Origin of the sequence: Weizmannia sp. FSL K6-0777 (assembly GCF_038593185.1) — a bacterium.
In the GTDB taxonomy this organism is placed as follows: domain Bacteria; phylum Bacillota; class Bacilli; order Bacillales; family Bacillaceae_C; genus Weizmannia; species Weizmannia faecalis.
The window spans coordinates 2626192-2641868 of record NZ_CP151971.1 but is presented as its reverse complement, the minus strand read 5'-3'; the positions used below and the strand labels follow the sequence as shown (position 1 = coordinate 2641868).

Below are 15677 nucleotides of genomic sequence, written 5' to 3'. Positions count from 1 at the left end.
CCCCCCGATTTCAAGATTGTTCCTGGTAACTTGTATGCCATTTCAGGCATCTTTTTTCAAAAAAGCGGGCGATGGCATCGGACAATTTCCCGAAAAGGGCATACAGCAGGATGCTTAAAAGAATGACATCCATTTGCATAAATTCCCTTGCCGTCATCGCCATGTAGCCGATCCCGGACGTGGAAGAGATGGTCTCGGCCACAATTAATGTAATCCACATCACGCCCAATGAAAACCGGATGCCGACCAAAATGGAGGAAAGGGCGCCCGGGAAAATGATATGGGCAAACATCCGCCAGCCCTTTAACCCGTAAATTTTCCCCATCTCAATTAATCCTTTATCAACGGACTTGATGCCGTGGAAAGTGTTGAGGTATACCGGAAATAACACCCCCAGGGCAACAAGGAATATTTTTGCCTCTTCCCCGATACCGAACCACAAAATGACAAGCGGAATCAGCGCCAGATGCGGAATGGTACGGAGCATTTGGACAGAAGTGTCGAGCAATAATTCGCTTGTGCGGAACAGGCCGTTCACCAAACCGAGGATAAAGCCGATGCTTCCGCCAATCAGAAAACCGGTCACAGCCCGCAGCAGACTGATCCAGACGTGATGCCCGAGCTCTCCGCTTTTTGCCAGTTCCACTGCCGCAATCAGGACATCTGAAGGCGCCGGCAGAATTTTTGGCGATACGATGCCTTCCTTTGAAAAAATTTGCCAAATGATGATGATCACGGCCGGGATGCCCCATGGAATCAGTTTTTGGATGAAAAAGCCGGTAAAATTTTTCACTTTCCTTCTTCCTTTTTAAAATGGTAAATATTATCCTTTACCGTCACTTTTTTCGGGATCAATTTCAGTTCGTAAAATTTGTCGGCGATGCTCTGCTGTTCCTGGATGATTTCCGGGGTAAACGGATCAAGGCCGTATTCCCTTCTGTCTACTGCAATTTTGATCGCTTTTTGGTCAATGCCGAGGGCCTTTGAAAGCAATTCTGTTAATTCGGCAGGATGTTCATTTGCCCAGGCGCTCGATTTTTTTACTTCATCGAGGACGATTTGGACGATTTTTTCATGTTTTTTCAAATATGCCGGAGTGGCGAGAAAATAATCGCGGTCCGTCGTATATCCTTTTCCTGTAACAAGTTTCCGTGCATGGCCCGTTACTTCGGCATCGGCGGTAAACGGATCCCATATGGCCCATGCATCGATTGTGCCTTGTTCAAAGGCGACTCTGGCATCCCCCGGTTGCAGGTAAGCCGGCGTGATGTCCTTGTACGAAAGGCCGTTTTTTTCCAGTGCTTTGACAAGAAAATAATGGGAACTGCTTCCTTTTGCAAACCCGACTTTTTTTCCTTTCAGATCTGCCACGGAACGGATCGGGGAATTCTTTTTTACCAGGATGGCCGAACCTTCGTATTTTGATTTTCCAACCCCGACATATTTCAAGCCGGACCCGGAAGCTTGTGCAAAAATCGGCGGCGAGTCCCCCGTCCTGCCAAAATCAATATTTCCGGAATTCAGGGACTCCAAAAGCGCCGTTCCGGACTGGAATTCGTACCATTCCACTTTCACGCCGAGCGGTTTCAGCCTTTTTTCCAAAGTGCCGCTTGCTTTTAAAATCAAGAGCGGGCAGTTTTTCTGATAGCCGATTCGGATGACATTTTGCCTGGTTTTAGTCTGCTGCTTTTTTCCTGTCTCCTGTTTTCCGCCGCATCCCGTGGCGAAAATGGAAAAGAGAAGCAAAAACCCGAGCAGTGCGATGCCGGCACGTTTTTTGAAAATTTTTCTCAAGCAGAACACATCCCCTCATTCAGTAAAGTTCCTTATAATTTATGCGCAAACCTTGATTAGGTACTTGTACTGACCGGGGGAATAAAAAGCACTGCCTCCGTTTCGGGAAAGGCAGTGCTTTGTTGGCGCATCATTTTTTCAGTTGTGAAAAAGCATGATCGACGGCTTTGATTGTTTCTGCGATATCTTCTTCCGTATGCGCGGTTGTGAGGAACCAGGCTTCATATTTTGACGGGGCAAGGTTAATGCCTTGCTCGAGCATCAGTTTGAAAAATTTCCCGAACAGCTCGCCGTCGGATGCTTCAGCCTGCTTATAGTTTTCGACTTTTTCGTCCGTAAAGTAAACGGTAAAGGCGCCGACTACGCGGTTAATGGTAATGGTGACGCCGTGTTTTTCGGCTGCTTCCAAAATGCCTTTTTCAAGCATGGCACCGAGACGGTCGAGGTTTTCATACACGCCCTTTTCCTGGAGCACTTCAAGGCAGGCAATTCCGGCAAGCATCGAAGCCGGGTTTCCGGCCATGGTTCCGGCCTGGTAAGCAGGGCCGAGCGGTGCGACTTCTTCCATAATATCTTTGCGGCCGCCGTATGCCCCGATCGGCAGTCCGCCGCCGATGATTTTGCCCATGGCGGTTAAATCCGGGGTAACGCCGAGCATGTTTTGCGCGCCGCCGTACATAAAACGGAAAGCGGTGATCACTTCGTCGTAAATGACAAGGGCGCCGGCTTTGTGCGCCAGTTCATTAATGGCTTCCAAAAATCCCGGTTTCGGCGGCACAATGCCAAAGTTGCCGACAATCGGTTCAACCAGTACGGCGGCAACTTCATCGCCCCATTTTTCGAGTGCCTGTTTAAAAGGTTCCACATCATTATAAGGGACGGTGATGACTTCGTTTGCGATGGCTTTTGTTACGCCGGCTGAGTCCGGCATGCCGAGCTGCGACGGGCCTGAACCCGCTGCGACAAGCACGAGGTCAGAATGGCCGTGGTAACAGCCTTCGAATTTAATGATTTTGTCGCGTCCCGTGTAGGCGCGGGCAACGCGGATCGTTGTCATGACCGCCTCTGTTCCCGAGTTGACAAAGCGGACTTTGTCCAGGGACGGGATCGCTTCTTTCAGCATTTTTGCGAATTGCACTTCATACGGGGTCGGCGTGCCGAACAAAACGCCGTTGTCGGCTGCTTTTTTAATGGCAGCAGCAATATGCGGATGGGCAAAGCCGGTAATGATCGGGCCGTATGCCGCCAGATAATCAATGTAGCGGTTGCCGTCCACGTCATAAAAGTACGCGCCTTTTCCCCTTTCCATGGCAACTGGGGCTCCGCCGCCCACCGCCTTATACGAGCGGGACGGGCTGTTTACGCCGCCGACAATATGCTCAAGTGCTTCTTTATACAAGCTTTCAGATTTTGAAAAATCCATTTATCGTTCCCTCCTCATTGGCATTGGCCAATTCCACCATTCTATTGTAGCCTTCCATTTTCTTCCCGTAAAGACTGTCATAAGCCGGGCGGCGGGGGCATACAATGGAAGGACAAACTTGAAAGGCGCCGGGGGTATCGGGCATGTTTTATTTTCTCGGCATATTGGTTGTCCTTTGTATTGTGATGAGCCTGCGCACCTTGTTTTATCCGGCATCCTGGCGCGCGAAGCAGCTTTCATTTGAACGTTTTCTCTTTCTTGCTTTTACGTACACCAATATCATGATCGGGTTCGGGTTGTTGTTTTTACTGCTCGATATGATGGGATTCCAAATTGCGCTCCATCACGGAAAGCTGTTGGAAGGGCATGATTTCCGCACACTGCTTGATTATATGTATTTGAGTGCCGTCACGCTGTTTTCGGTCGGGTACGGGGATATTGTTCCGATCGGGGCCGCACGGGTTCTTATTATCATTGAAGCGTTAATCGGCTATACCATCCCGGCGGCGTTTGTGGTAAGATCCGCTTTTGACTCGGAAAAAAAATAGCCTGGCAGGGGGATTCCCGCATGCCGGCCGTTGTCCGCCAGGGAAGATCAAAATGCGGCCGGCGCCTATTTTTGTATCCGGGGCGGCTTTTGTCCACGCGGATTTGCCGCGGGTTCATAGTGTATATTACCTCCTCAAAAAAATAACGATATCTTTGAGCCGACTTGTTCGGTTTCTTTTTTTATGGCAATTTTTTCGAATTCGTGATACAAAACTAATATATGGTTTTACAGGGAATCCCTTTAAAGGGCAGATTGAAAAAATAGCGCGGCGGCGTTTATATAGGCTGATCCATCAAATTGATGCGGAGGGGACAAGATGAGAATTTATACAAGGTCCGGTGATAAAGGGACGACATCGCTCGTTTACGGGGTAAGAGCAGCGAAAAACGATCCGCGTGTTGAAGCTTACGGAACAGTGGATGAGGCGAACTCGGCGATCGGCGTTGCGCTCAGTTTTTTGCACGGCGAACAATTTCCGGAAAAAGAAGAATTGGAACAATGTTTCAGCAGGGTCCAGACGATGCTGTTCCATGCCGGTGCGGAGCTTTCCACGCCCCAGGGAAAAGAAGTGCACTGGAAATTGAAACAGGCTTATATCGATGAACTTGAGGCTTTGATTGATAAATGGGATGGAAAACTGGAACCGTTAAAAACCTTTATTTTGCCGGGCGGGCATCCGGCAGCAGCGGCGATGCATGCGGCGCGCACAGTTGCAAGAAGGGCGGAGCGGGCAAGTGTTGCGGTCGATGGCGTAAATCCGCTTGTGCTGTCGTTTTTAAACCGGTTGTCCGATTTCCTGTTCGTTGCGGCAAGATATATCAATCACTGCCTTGGGGTGAAAGACCACCCGCTCCAGCCGCTTGAGGAATAGCCGGGGCATTGCTTTTACATACTCCCGGCTGAAAAAAAGGCATCCTAATGAACGAATTTCCTTCTTTTTTGAGCCTGAAGAGCGCGGAAAAGGGAAATTCCCGGCGCATGGATTCGCTAATTTGTTTGACAAAACAGGGGGTTATTTTGTAAACTTTTTATAAAGATTATAAATTAAGAATGATAATTGTTAGAAAAGAGGTGCATGGCGGTGTCCGAGCAGCAGTTGAATAAAGCACTGGAAACCTTGAAACAGTCGGGCGTTCGTATTACCCCTCAACGTCATGCGATATTGGAATACTTAATTGAATCCATGTCACATCCAACCGCCGATGAAATATATAAGGCTCTTGAGGGAAAATTCCCGAATATGAGTGTGGCCACCGTTTACAATAACTTGCGCGTTTTTAAGGAAATCGGATTGGTACAGGAACTGACTTACGGAGATGCTTCAAGCCGTTTTGATTTTGTCACATCAAACCATTACCATATTATTTGCGAAGACTGCGGAAAGATTGTCGACTTTCACTATCCGGGCCTGGATGAAGTGGAACAGCTTGCCGCGCATGTGACCGGTTTTAAAGTAAGCCACCACCGTATGGAAATTTACGGTACCTGTCCGGAATGTATGAAAAAGCACAGTTACCTGGAAGCAAAATAAAGCGCAAATGCCGGCGAAATGGTTCGTCCGGTTCTTTTTTTGCGGCTTTAAACCGGGACCTGATAAACCGCAAGCAAGGTTTTTAAAAAGTTTTAGCGGTGCAACTTTATACACTTTTATGCAATAAATCCGGCTCTTCTTTCGTTGGGAGGCCGGATTTTTCATTGTATTTATGCAATCGGTCAAAAATCCATTAAAATTCTGCTGCCACCCGGCCGGAGATGTTTAAGAAATTGGCAAGGGCCGGGTTTTGGTCTTCCTTCCGGTACGCAATGGACAAAACGGCATTTAACGGGTGCCCTTCAATCTCCCTGTACACAATATCGAGATTAAATAATTTTTCGGCTGTCCGTGGTAGCACCCCGATTCCAATTCCGGCTGTCACAAGGCCGACGACCATTTGGTACTCGGTGGCTTCCTGGACGATTTTCGGGCTGAAATCGGCGTCCTTGAAAAGAGACAGAAATTCATCATAAAGGCCCGGCCAAATATCACGCGACACAACGACAAACGGGACGTCCGCCAGATCCTCGATGCGGATTTTTTCCTTTTGGGCAAGCGGATGGTTTTTCGGCATTGAAAGGGCAGCCGCACCTGTCTGGATCTCAGCCGTTTCAATTAAAGGATCATGAATCGGCGGATGCAGCAGGCCGACATCGATTTCTTTCCGATGCAGCGCCCGAATCTGGTCCGGGGTTGACAACTCATGAAGGGAAACGGCCGTTTTCGGATATTTCAGCCGGAATTCCCGGACGATAGCCGGCAAAATGTCATAAGTCGCCGAACCGACAAAGCCGACTACCACATTCCCGAATTCCCCCCGCTCAGCCCGCTGTGCATTTTCCACTGCCCTGTCCAGCTGCTCAAGGACCTGCTTGGCCTCTTTTAAAAAAACTTTTCCCGGGATCGTCAGTTCAACATGACGTTTATTGCGGATAAAAAGGTCCACCCCGATTTCTTCTTCCAGCTGCCGGATTTGCTGGGAAAGCGGTGGCTGGGTCATTTGCAGCCGCTCTGCTGCTTTTCCGAAATGTAGTTCTTCCGCGACCGTTAAAAAATAATGAAGATGGCGCAGTTCCATCTGTATTTCCTCCTCCCTCATTGGGATTAATATTTATTATATATTATTTATAGCACAATAATATATTTTAAACATTTCCTCGTGTGGTGTAAAGTATAGATAGAAACAAGTTCGCTCAGCCTATAGATGAACGTTTTCCCCTGTAATAAACGGGGGAAAGTTCAAAATAGGGCTGTCCTTGGGAGTGGGAACTGTGGAAAAAAAGAATTCAAATCCAACCAATACGACGAAAAAAACAGCTGCAGACCTGGTTGTCGATTGCCTTGAAAAACAGGAAGTGCCGTACGTTTTCGGCATTCCGGGCGCAAAAATCGATGCCGTATTTGATGTCCTAAAAGAACGCGGCCCGGAATTGATTGTATGCCGCCACGAACAAAATGCCGCTTTTATGGCCGCTGCTATCGGGCGTTTAACAGGAAAACCGGGTGTCTGCCTGGTAACGAGCGGGCCGGGGGCTTCCAACCTTGCCACCGGGCTTGCCACTGCGAATACGGAGTGCGATCCTGTCGTTGCAATCGCAGGAAACGTGCCGCGCGCAGACAGACTGAAAAAAACGCACCAGTCGATGGACAATGTATCCCTGTTTCAGCCGATTACAAAATACGCAGCGGAAGTGGTTCATCCGGATACAGTGCCGGAAGTGATGACAAATGCATTTCGTTCTGCCGCTTCAGCACAGGCAGGGGCAGCTTTTATCAGCTTCCCGCAGGATGTGCTGATGGAGCCGGCGTCTGTCAAAGCTTTGGGTCCGCTTGAAAGCCCGGAACTCGGGAAAGCAAATGAAGAAGCGATTAAAGAAGCTGTAAAAGCGATCCAGCATGCCAAATTGCCGGTCATTCTGGTCGGGATGCGTGCGAGCCGCCCGAAAGTCGTGAAAGCGGTCCGGTCCCTCCTGAAAAAAATCGCATTGCCGGTTGTTGAAACATTCCAGGCGGCAGGCTTGATTTCAAGAGATTTGGAAGACCGTTTCTTCGGCCGCATCGGCTTGTTCCGCAACCAGCCGGGCGATATTTTGCTTGAGCATGCGGATGTGGTGCTTGCGATCGGTTACGATTCTGTTGAGTACGATCCGAAGTTTTGGAACAGCGAAGGGGAAAGAAAAATCATCCATCTCGATGAAATCCGCGCCGATATCGATCATGATTACCAGCCGGAAATCGAACTTGTCGGTGACATTTCAGCGAGCGTTGACAGCATCAAAGAACAGCTGGCCCGTTTAAATATGAGCAGTAAGTCCATGGAACTTTTGGAACATCTCCGCAACCAGCTGAATTTGCGCGACGAACCATCGGAAAAGGCGGATAAAAATCTTGTGCATCCGCTCCAGTTCATTCATGATTTGCGTTCGTTGATTGATGACCATGTGACCGTGACATGCGATGTCGGTTCCCATTATATTTGGATGGCGCGCCATTTCAGGGTATATGAACCGAACCGCCTGCTGTTTTCAAATGGCATGCAGACGCTCGGGGTTGCGCTTCCGTGGGCGATTGCCGCAACGCTTGTCAATCCGGATGAAAAAGTAATATCGATCTCCGGAGACGGCGGCTTCCTGTTCTCCGCCATGGAACTTGAAACGGCCGTCCGTTTAAAATCACCGCTTGTGCATATCGTCTGGCGCGACGGCACGTATGACATGGTGGCGTTCCAGCAGCAAATGAAATACGGGCGCACATCGGGAGCAGACTTCGGCCCCGTTGATATTGTAAAACACGCGGAAAGTTACGGCGCAAAAGGCTTGCGGGTGAATGCACCTGATGAGCTGGTTTCTGTACTGAAGGAAGCGCTGGACTCAGAAGGCCCGGTCGTGGTCGATGTCCCGGTTGATTATAGCGACAACCTGGAACTGGCGAAAAAACTGCTGCCTAACCAATTGGTATAATCACTTACTGCGGCGGGCAGCTGCTATAACTTGGACTCAGCCGGCACAAATTTTTCAGGATACGATAGAAAGAAGGGGTTTACCATGCGTACTGCTGCAGAAAATCAAAATACAGAGCAAATTTTAACAAGCCGGACCGATGAAGTATACCAATTGTCCACGATGACATCGCTTCTTGACGGCGTATACGAAAGCGACAAGACGTTTGCTGAATTAAAAAAGTTCGGCGATTTCGGCATCGGCACTTTCAACCATTTGGACGGGGAATTGATTGCCTTTGACAATGCGTTCTATCAGCTGAAGGACGGGACGGCAAAACGTGTACAGCCTGAAGACAAGTCACCGTTTTGCTCGCTTGCACATTTTTCGGAGGATATCACCTATACAGCTGAAGGTCCTCTAGCAAAACCCGAACTGGAAGACTTGATCAAAGATCTCGTCCGCAGCGAAAATTTATTTTATGCCATTCGTGTGGACGGTGTTTTTAAAAAAATGAACACAAGAACCGTCTCCTACCAGGAAAAACCGGTTCCCATGACGGAAGCGGTGAAATCCCAGCCGGTTTACTCGTTTGAAAATACAAAAGGAACGCTTGCTGGTTTTTGGACGCCGATGTTTGCACAAGGAATCGCGGTCGCCGGCTTCCACCTCCATTTTATTGACGACAAACGCACCGGCGGCGGCCATGTCTTTGACTATGTGCTTGACTACGGGACGATCCGGATCAGCAAAAAAACGCATATGCATCTGGAACTTCCGGAAACAGACGCTTTTTTAAATGCGAACCTTTCCCGCGCCAATTTGGCAGAGGAACTGGAAAAGACAGAAGGCTGAACGAAGGCGAAGACGGCCCGCATCCGGCGAAAACCGGATGCGGGTTTCTTCAAATTGGGCGGGGCTTGCCTGACTCCGGCAACCTAGGCTTTTTCATCTCCACCCCGCCTGTCACTTCTGCAATCGCTTACGATTATATGATTCGTCAAACGCTTTTCCCTCAAGCTCAGGATCCAGTGTCAGCGGCTCGTTGCAATGCATGCAAATATCTACCCGGCCCAGCATTTTTGTCGGCTTGCCGCAGCCCGGGCATACAACCTGCACCGCTTTCGTCGAGAGCATGCCGATCCAGAAATAAACCACTGTGCTCAATAAAATAAAGAACAGGCCGAACAGCATAAAAAGGGTTACAACAACCGGATGCGCCCGGAAAAACAGCCCGATATACATGACGATAAATCCGGAAAAAATCAAGCTTAAGGCAAATGTCCGAATTTTATTGATTTTGCTTGAATACTTTGCCAATACCATTCCCCCTTTCTTTTAAATATAACATAACTGGCGAAAAAGGAAGGAATGCAATATACTGAAATTTGTTTCGAAAATTTGCAGGGGATTTCCCGGGATTTGCAGAAATACGTTCATAGAAAGCATGATGGAGGAATGACGCATGAGAGACATTTTAAGGCCGATTTACCAGGAAAGGGCAAGCCTTCCAAATACCCTTTCTGTCCTGTATATTGAAAAAAAGCCGGATGAAGATGCCGCAACCAATTTGTTCGACGCCATTCTCTTCATCATTGTCAAAGAGCAGGACCAGCCGCTCTACGTCAAGCATTACCGCTATGAAGACAAAAAAGCCGCCTTATATGTCGTGGCAGAGAACCAGTTGAAAGAGTGGATGCTGTACGGGACAAACAGCAATATATTTGAATGGATTACAGAAGGGCTGATCTTATTTGACCGGAATGAGTACATGGCACGTTTAAAAGATGAAGTAAGGGATTTTCCGTTTCATGAACGAAAGGTCAAAATCGGCACGGAATTTGCCAAATTGATCCGTCGGTATTTAAACGGGAAAGACTTCTTCAAACAGCGCCAGTACCTCGATGCCTATAATCACATCATTCACGCCTTGCACCATCTCGCCAGACTCGCGGTGATCGAAAACGGCTTTCACCCGGAAATAACCGTCTGGAACCAGGTAAAGCAAATTGATCTGCAAATCTTCAAGTTGTACGAAGAACTGGTAACAAGTGAAGAGTCGCTGGAAAAGCGCCTTGAACTGCTCTTTCTTGCGAGTGAATTCCACATTTATTCGAAGACATCGTTTGGCGCGCAGCATTTACTGGAACTGATGGAAGAACGGGAAGAATGGACAATTGACGAACTGCTTTTCCATCCAGGCCTTCAATCGTACAGTATTGACTTGCCTGTTCTGCTTGAATTTTTAATTGAAAAAAATATGATCGAGGAAATTACAGTGCCGACAAAGGGGCCTGAAATCTTCCATAGACGGTACCGGATTCCAAAAAAACAATAAAAAAATATCAAATTTAGTATTGACGCATAATAAATAACTTGGTATAGTTATATACGTCGCTGATGAACATGAAAGAGCAACGACGAAAGACGAAAAAAGTTATTGACAAAGACTTCGTTATGATGGTATAATAATTTAGTCACTGTCAAAACGGATTGTTCCTTGAAAACTGGACAAAACGAAACGTCAAATTCTTTTTGAGCTTTTATCAAACATCTTTACTGAGAGTTTGATCCTGGCTCAGGACGAACGCTGGCGGCGTGCCTAATACATGCAAGTCGTGCGGACCTTTTAAAAGCTTGCTTTTAAAAGGTTAGCGGCGGACGGGTGAGTAACACGTGGGCAACCTGCCTGTAAGATCGGGATAACGCCGGGAAACCGGGGCTAATACCGGATAGTTTTTTCCTCCGCATGGAGGAAAAAGGAAAGACGGCTTCGGCTGTCACTTACAGATGGGCCCGCGGCGCATTAGCTAGTTGGTGGGGTAACGGCTCACCAAGGCAACGATGCGTAGCCGACCTGAGAGGGTGATCGGCCACATTGGGACTGAGACACGGCCCAAACTCCTACGGGAGGCAGCAGTAGGGAATCTTCCGCAATGGACGAAAGTCTGACGGAGCAACGCCGCGTGAGTGAAGAAGGCCTTCGGGTCGTAAAACTCTGTTGCCGGGGAAGAACAAGTGCCGTTCGAACAGGGCGGCGCCTTGACGGTACCCGGCCAGAAAGCCACGGCTAACTACGTGCCAGCAGCCGCGGTAATACGTAGGTGGCAAGCGTTGTCCGGAATTATTGGGCGTAAAGCGCGCGCAGGCGGCTTCTTAAGTCTGATGTGAAATCTTGCGGCTCAACCGCAAGCGGTCATTGGAAACTGGGAGGCTTGAGTGCAGAAGAGGAGAGTGGAATTCCACGTGTAGCGGTGAAATGCGTAGAGATGTGGAGGAACACCAGTGGCGAAGGCGGCTCTCTGGTCTGTAACTGACGCTGAGGCGCGAAAGCGTGGGGAGCAAACAGGATTAGATACCCTGGTAGTCCACGCCGTAAACGATGAGTGCTAAGTGTTAGAGGGTTTCCGCCCTTTAGTGCTGCAGCTAACGCATTAAGCACTCCGCCTGGGGAGTACGGCCGCAAGGCTGAAACTCAAAGGAATTGACGGGGGCCCGCACAAGCGGTGGAGCATGTGGTTTAATTCGAAGCAACGCGAAGAACCTTACCAGGTCTTGACATCCTCTGACCTCCCTGGAGACAGGGCCTTCCCCTTCGGGGGACAGAGTGACAGGTGGTGCATGGTTGTCGTCAGCTCGTGTCGTGAGATGTTGGGTTAAGTCCCGCAACGAGCGCAACCCTTGACCTTAGTTGCCAGCATTCAGTTGGGCACTCTAAGGTGACTGCCGGTGACAAACCGGAGGAAGGTGGGGATGACGTCAAATCATCATGCCCCTTATGACCTGGGCTACACACGTGCTACAATGGATGGTACAAAGGGCTGCGAGACCGCGAGGTTAAGCCAATCCCAGAAAACCATTCCCAGTTCGGATTGCAGGCTGCAACCCGCCTGCATGAAGCCGGAATCGCTAGTAATCGCGGATCAGCATGCCGCGGTGAATACGTTCCCGGGCCTTGTACACACCGCCCGTCACACCACGAGAGTTTGTAACACCCGAAGTCGGTGAGGTAACCTTTACGGAGCCAGCCGCCGAAGGTGGGACAGATGATTGGGGTGAAGTCGTAACAAGGTAGCCGTATCGGAAGGTGCGGCTGGATCACCTCCTTTCTAAGGGGAAAAGCGTAGGGCGCTCGTTCATCGGCGTACGGATTTCGTAGTCTTCGACTGAGATAAAGGAAACACGATGAGCCTTAAAGGCGAATCGATGTTGACTTATCGTAGGGAGAAGACGTAGAAATACGCTAGCCGATAGCGCCCGGAGCTAGACAGAAAAGGAAAACTTCGTTTTCCACAATTAAGTTTGACGTTTCCGTTTTGTTCAGTTTTGAAGGTTCAATCCTTCAGTATGTGTTCTTTGAAAACCGGATAGGAGAAACAAACCAAGTAAACCGAGAATCGCTTATTTTTGGATTTAAACCTTTTTATGGTTAAGTTAGAAAGGGCGCACGGTGGATGCCTTGGCACTAGGAGCCGATGAAGGACGGTACAAACACCGATATGCTCCGGGGAGCTGTACGTAAGCTTTGATCCGGAGATTTCCGAATGGGGAAACCCCCTGTCTTTAATCGGACAGGATTCCTGCCTGAATCCATAGGGCAGGAAGGGCACACCCGGGGAACTGAAACATCTCAGTACCCGGAGGAAGAGAAAGCAATTGCGATTTCCCAAGTAGCGGCGAGCGAACAGGAAACAGCCCAAACCGGAAGGCTTGCCTTCCGGGGTTGTAGGACACTCATATGGGAGTTACAAAAGAACGGGGTAAGTGAAGCGGCCTGGAAAGGCCTGCCGGAGAAGGTAAAAGCCCTGTAACTGACACTTCGTTCTCTCCCGAGTGGATCCTGAGTACGGCGGGACACGAGGAATCCCGCCGGAATCCGGGAGGACCATCTCCCAAGGCTAAATACTCCCTAGTGACCGATAGTGAACCAGTACCGTGAGGGAAAGGTGAAAAGCACCCCGGGAGGGGAGTGAAAGAGATCCTGAAACCGTGTGCCTACAAGTAGTCAGAGCCCGTTAACGGGTGATGGCGTGCCTTTTGTAGAATGAACCGGCGAGTTACGGTCTCATGCAAGGTTAAGCTGAAGAAGCGGAGCCGCAGCGAAAGCGAGTCTGAACAGGGCGAAAGAGTATGAGGCCGCAGACCCGAAACCAGGTGATCTACCCATGTCCAGGGTGAAGGCAAGGTAACACTTGCTGGAGGCCCGAACCCACGCACGTTGAAAAGTGCGGGGATGAGGTGTGGGTAGCGGAGAAATTCCAATCGAACTTGGAGATAGCTGGTTCTCTCCGAAATAGCTTTAGGGCTAGCCTCAAGCGAAGAGTTTTGGAGGTAGAGCACTGTTTGGACGAGGGGCCCTCATCGGGTTACCGAATTCAGACAAACTCCGAATGCCAAAAACTTATGCTTGGGAGTCAGACTGTGAGTGATAAGATCCATGGTCGAAAGGGAAACAGCCCAGACCGCCAGCTAAGGTCCCAAAGTATACGTTAAGTGGAAAAGGATGTGGCGTTGCTTAGACAACCAGGATGTTGGCTTAGAAGCAGCCATCATTCAAAGAGTGCGTAATAGCTCACTGGTCGAGTGACGCTGCGCCGAAAATGTACCGGGGCTAAACGTATCACCGAAGCTGCGGATGGACACCATTTGGTGTCCGTGGTAGGAGAGCGTTCTAAGGGCGTTGAAGCCGGACCGGAAGGACCGGTGGAGCGCTTAGAAGTGAGAATGCCGGTATGAGTAGCGAAAGAAGGGTGAGAATCCCTTCCACCGAATGCCTAAGGTTTCCTGAGGAAGGCTCGTCCGCTCAGGGTTAGTCGGGGCCTAAGCCGAGGCCGAAAGGCGTAGGCGATGGACAACAGGTTGATATTCCTGTACCGCCTCTTCACCGTTTGAACGATGGGGGGACGCAGGAGGATAGGGCAAGCGCGACACTGGTTGATCGCGTCCAAGCAGTTAGGCCGGTGCGGAGGCAAATCCTTCGCGCCAAGGCGGAGCTGTGATGGCGAGGGAAATTTTAGTACCGAAGTTCCTGATTCCACACTGCCAAGAAAAGCCTCTAGTGAGGTGAAAGGCGCCCGTACCGCAAACCGACACAGGTAGGCGAGGAGAGAATCCTAAGGTGAGCGAGAGAACTCTCGTTAAGGAACTCGGCAAAATGACCCCGTAACTTCGGGAGAAGGGGTGCTTTTTGGGGTGTATGCCCCGGGAAGCCGCAGTGAATAGGCCCAGGCGACTGTTTAGCAAAAACACAGGTCTCTGCGAAGCCGCAAGGCGAAGTATAGGGGCTGACACCTGCCCGGTGCTGGAAGGTTAAGGAGAGGGGTTAGCCGTAAGGCGAAGCTCTGAACTGAAGCCCCAGTAAACGGCGGCCGTAACTATAACGGTCCTAAGGTAGCGAAATTCCTTGTCAGGTAAGTTCTGACCCGCACGAAAGGTGTAACGATCTGGGCACTGTCTCAACGAGAGACTCGGTGAAATTATAGTACCTGTGAAGATGCAGGTTACCCGCGACAGGACGGAAAGACCCCATGGAGCTTTACTGCAGCCTGATATTGAATTTTGGTACAGCTTGTACAGGATAGGTAGGAGCCTTGGAAACCGGAGCGCCAGCTTCGGCGGAGGCATCGGTGGGATACTACCCTGGCTGTATTGAAATTCTAACCCGCACCCCTTACCGGGGTGGGAGACAGTGTCAGGCAGGCAGTTTGACTGGGGCGGTCGCCTCCTAAAAGGTAACGGAGGCGCCCAAAGGTTCCCTCAGAATGGTTGGAAATCATTCGCAGAGTGTAAAGGCATAAGGGAGCTTGACTGCGAGACTTACAAGTCGAGCAGGGACGAAAGTCGGGCTTAGTGATCCGGTGGTTCCGCATGGAAGGGCCATCGCTCAACGGATAAAAGCTACCCTGGGGATAACAGGCTGATCTCCCCCAAGAGTCCACATCGACGGGGAGGTTTGGCACCTCGATGTCGGCTCATCGCATCCTGGGGCTGTAGTCGGTCCCAAGGGTTGGGCTGTTCGCCCATTAAAGCGGTACGCGAGCTGGGTTCAGAACGTCGTGAGACAGTTCGGTCCCTATCCGTCGCGGGCGCAGGAAATTTGAGAGGAGCTGTCCTTAGTACGAGAGGACCGGGATGGACGCACCGCTGGTGTACCAGTTGTCTTGCCAAAGGCATCGCTGGGTAGCTATGTGCGGAAGGGATAAGTGCTGAAAGCATCTAAGCATGAAGCCCCCCTCAAGATGAGATTTCCCACAGTTTATACTGGTAAGATCCCTGAAAGATGATCAGGTTGATAGGTCCGGGGTGGAAGCGCGGCGACGCGTGGAGCTGACGGATACTAATCGATCGAGGACTTAACCAAATAGAAAAGTGAAGGCCGCCTTGAAAAAGGTGCGCTGGAGCTAGACAATTCTCAAAGTTAGAAGTAAAAACGCATTC

General features: G+C 49.9%; 11 protein-coding genes and 2 rRNA genes. 8 read left to right on the top strand and 5 right to left on the bottom strand.

The features are described from left to right. Nucleotides 1-10 precede the first annotated feature (10 nt). The 3 genes from NST70_RS12755 to NST70_RS12745 form a co-directional block, all read right to left on the bottom strand. Nucleotides 11-793, bottom strand: coding sequence for an ABC transporter permease subunit (locus NST70_RS12755; protein ID WP_017552891.1), 783 nt, complete (start codon nt 791-793; stop codon nt 11-13). Further along, complete coding sequence (locus NST70_RS12750; protein WP_328228396.1) at nt 790-1794, bottom strand: sulfonate ABC transporter substrate-binding protein; 1005 nt, start codon at nt 1792-1794, stop codon at nt 790-792. Before NST70_RS12750 ends, NST70_RS12755 begins: the two co-directional genes overlap by 4 nt. A 130-nt stretch (nt 1795-1924) precedes the next feature. Next, complete coding sequence (locus NST70_RS12745; RefSeq protein ID WP_342475220.1) at nt 1925-3217, bottom strand: glutamate-1-semialdehyde 2,1-aminomutase; 1293 nt, start codon at nt 3215-3217, stop codon at nt 1925-1927. A 143-nt stretch (nt 3218-3360) separates the two neighbouring features. Here NST70_RS12745 and NST70_RS12740 point away from each other — a divergent pair, with 143 nt between their 5' ends. The 3 genes from NST70_RS12740 (at nt 3361) to perR (ending at nt 5298) form a co-directional block, all read left to right on the top strand. After that, on the top strand, nt 3361-3765 hold the full coding sequence (locus tag NST70_RS12740) for a potassium channel family protein (protein WP_013860258.1): 405 nt from the start codon (nt 3361-3363) through the stop codon (nt 3763-3765). Nucleotides 3766-4083: 318 nt separating this feature from the next. Next, a complete protein-coding gene (locus NST70_RS12735) occupies nt 4084-4638 on the top strand; it encodes a cob(I)yrinic acid a,c-diamide adenosyltransferase (protein WP_328228394.1) in 555 nt (184 codons plus the stop codon). A 210-nt stretch (nt 4639-4848) separates the two neighbouring features. Next, nucleotides 4849-5298 carry a peroxide-responsive transcriptional repressor PerR gene (gene perR / locus NST70_RS12730; protein WP_014097390.1) on the top strand — a complete coding sequence of 150 codons (450 nt, stop codon included), beginning with the start codon at nt 4849-4851 and terminating at the stop codon, nt 5296-5298. Nucleotides 5299-5491: 193 nt separating this feature from the next. Here perR and alsR read toward each other — a convergent pair whose 3' ends face one another. Continuing rightward, nucleotides 5492-6379: an acetoin biosynthesis transcriptional regulator AlsR gene (gene alsR / locus NST70_RS12725; RefSeq protein WP_014097391.1), complete on the bottom strand. Its 888-nt coding sequence runs from the start codon at nt 6377-6379 to the stop codon at nt 5492-5494. Between the two features lie 193 nt (nt 6380-6572). On the opposite strand from alsR, the gene alsS reads away from it, so the two are divergent. Both alsS and budA read left to right on the top strand, forming a co-directional pair. Next, complete coding sequence (gene alsS / locus NST70_RS12720) at nt 6573-8261, top strand: acetolactate synthase AlsS (RefSeq protein ID WP_035189984.1); 1689 nt, start codon at nt 6573-6575, stop codon at nt 8259-8261. A gap of 84 nt (nt 8262-8345) precedes the next feature. Continuing rightward, nucleotides 8346-9095, top strand: a complete 750-nt coding sequence (gene budA / locus NST70_RS12715; protein WP_017551385.1) for an acetolactate decarboxylase — start codon at nt 8346-8348, stop codon at nt 9093-9095. 111 nt (nt 9096-9206) lie between these two features. Here budA and NST70_RS12710 read toward each other — a convergent pair whose 3' ends face one another. Beyond that, nucleotides 9207-9566: a YgzB family protein gene (locus NST70_RS12710; protein ID WP_035183901.1), complete on the bottom strand. Its 360-nt coding sequence runs from the start codon at nt 9564-9566 to the stop codon at nt 9207-9209. A 139-nt stretch (nt 9567-9705) separates the two neighbouring features. On the opposite strand from NST70_RS12710, the gene NST70_RS12705 reads away from it, so the two are divergent. The 3 genes from NST70_RS12705 (at nt 9706) to NST70_RS12695 (ending at nt 15600) form a co-directional block, all read left to right on the top strand. After that, complete coding sequence (locus NST70_RS12705) at nt 9706-10578, top strand: nucleotidyltransferase-like protein (protein ID WP_017551383.1); 873 nt, start codon at nt 9706-9708, stop codon at nt 10576-10578. A 217-nt stretch (nt 10579-10795) separates the two neighbouring features. Beyond that, a 16S ribosomal RNA gene (locus NST70_RS12700) occupies nt 10796-12349 on the top strand. Nucleotides 12350-12667: 318 nt separating this feature from the next. Next, nucleotides 12668-15600 (top strand): 23S ribosomal RNA (locus NST70_RS12695). Together the 16S and 23S rRNA genes form the textbook arrangement of a ribosomal RNA operon. Nucleotides 15601-15677: the final 77 nt, after the last annotated feature.

What these genes read in the sequence shown, in the direction of transcription:
- budA (WP_017551385.1), top strand. Translation starts at nt 8,346, where the DNA reads ATGCGTACTGCTGCAGAAAATCAAAATACAGAGCAAATTTTAACAAGC.
- NST70_RS12735 (WP_328228394.1), top strand. Translation starts at nt 4,084, where the DNA reads ATGAGAATTTATACAAGGTCCGGTGATAAAGGGACGACATCGCTCGTT.
- NST70_RS12705 (WP_017551383.1), top strand. Translation starts at nt 9,706, where the DNA reads ATGAGAGACATTTTAAGGCCGATTTACCAGGAAAGGGCAAGCCTTCCA.
- NST70_RS12710 (WP_035183901.1), bottom strand. Translation starts at nt 9,566, where the DNA reads ATGGTATTGGCAAAGTATTCAAGCAAAATCAATAAAATTCGGACATTT.
- NST70_RS12740 (WP_013860258.1), top strand. Translation starts at nt 3,361, where the DNA reads ATGTTTTATTTTCTCGGCATATTGGTTGTCCTTTGTATTGTGATGAGC.
- NST70_RS12745 (WP_342475220.1), bottom strand. Translation starts at nt 3,217, where the DNA reads ATGGATTTTTCAAAATCTGAAAGCTTGTATAAAGAAGCACTTGAGCAT.
- alsR (WP_014097391.1), bottom strand. Translation starts at nt 6,379, where the DNA reads ATGGAACTGCGCCATCTTCATTATTTTTTAACGGTCGCGGAAGAACTA.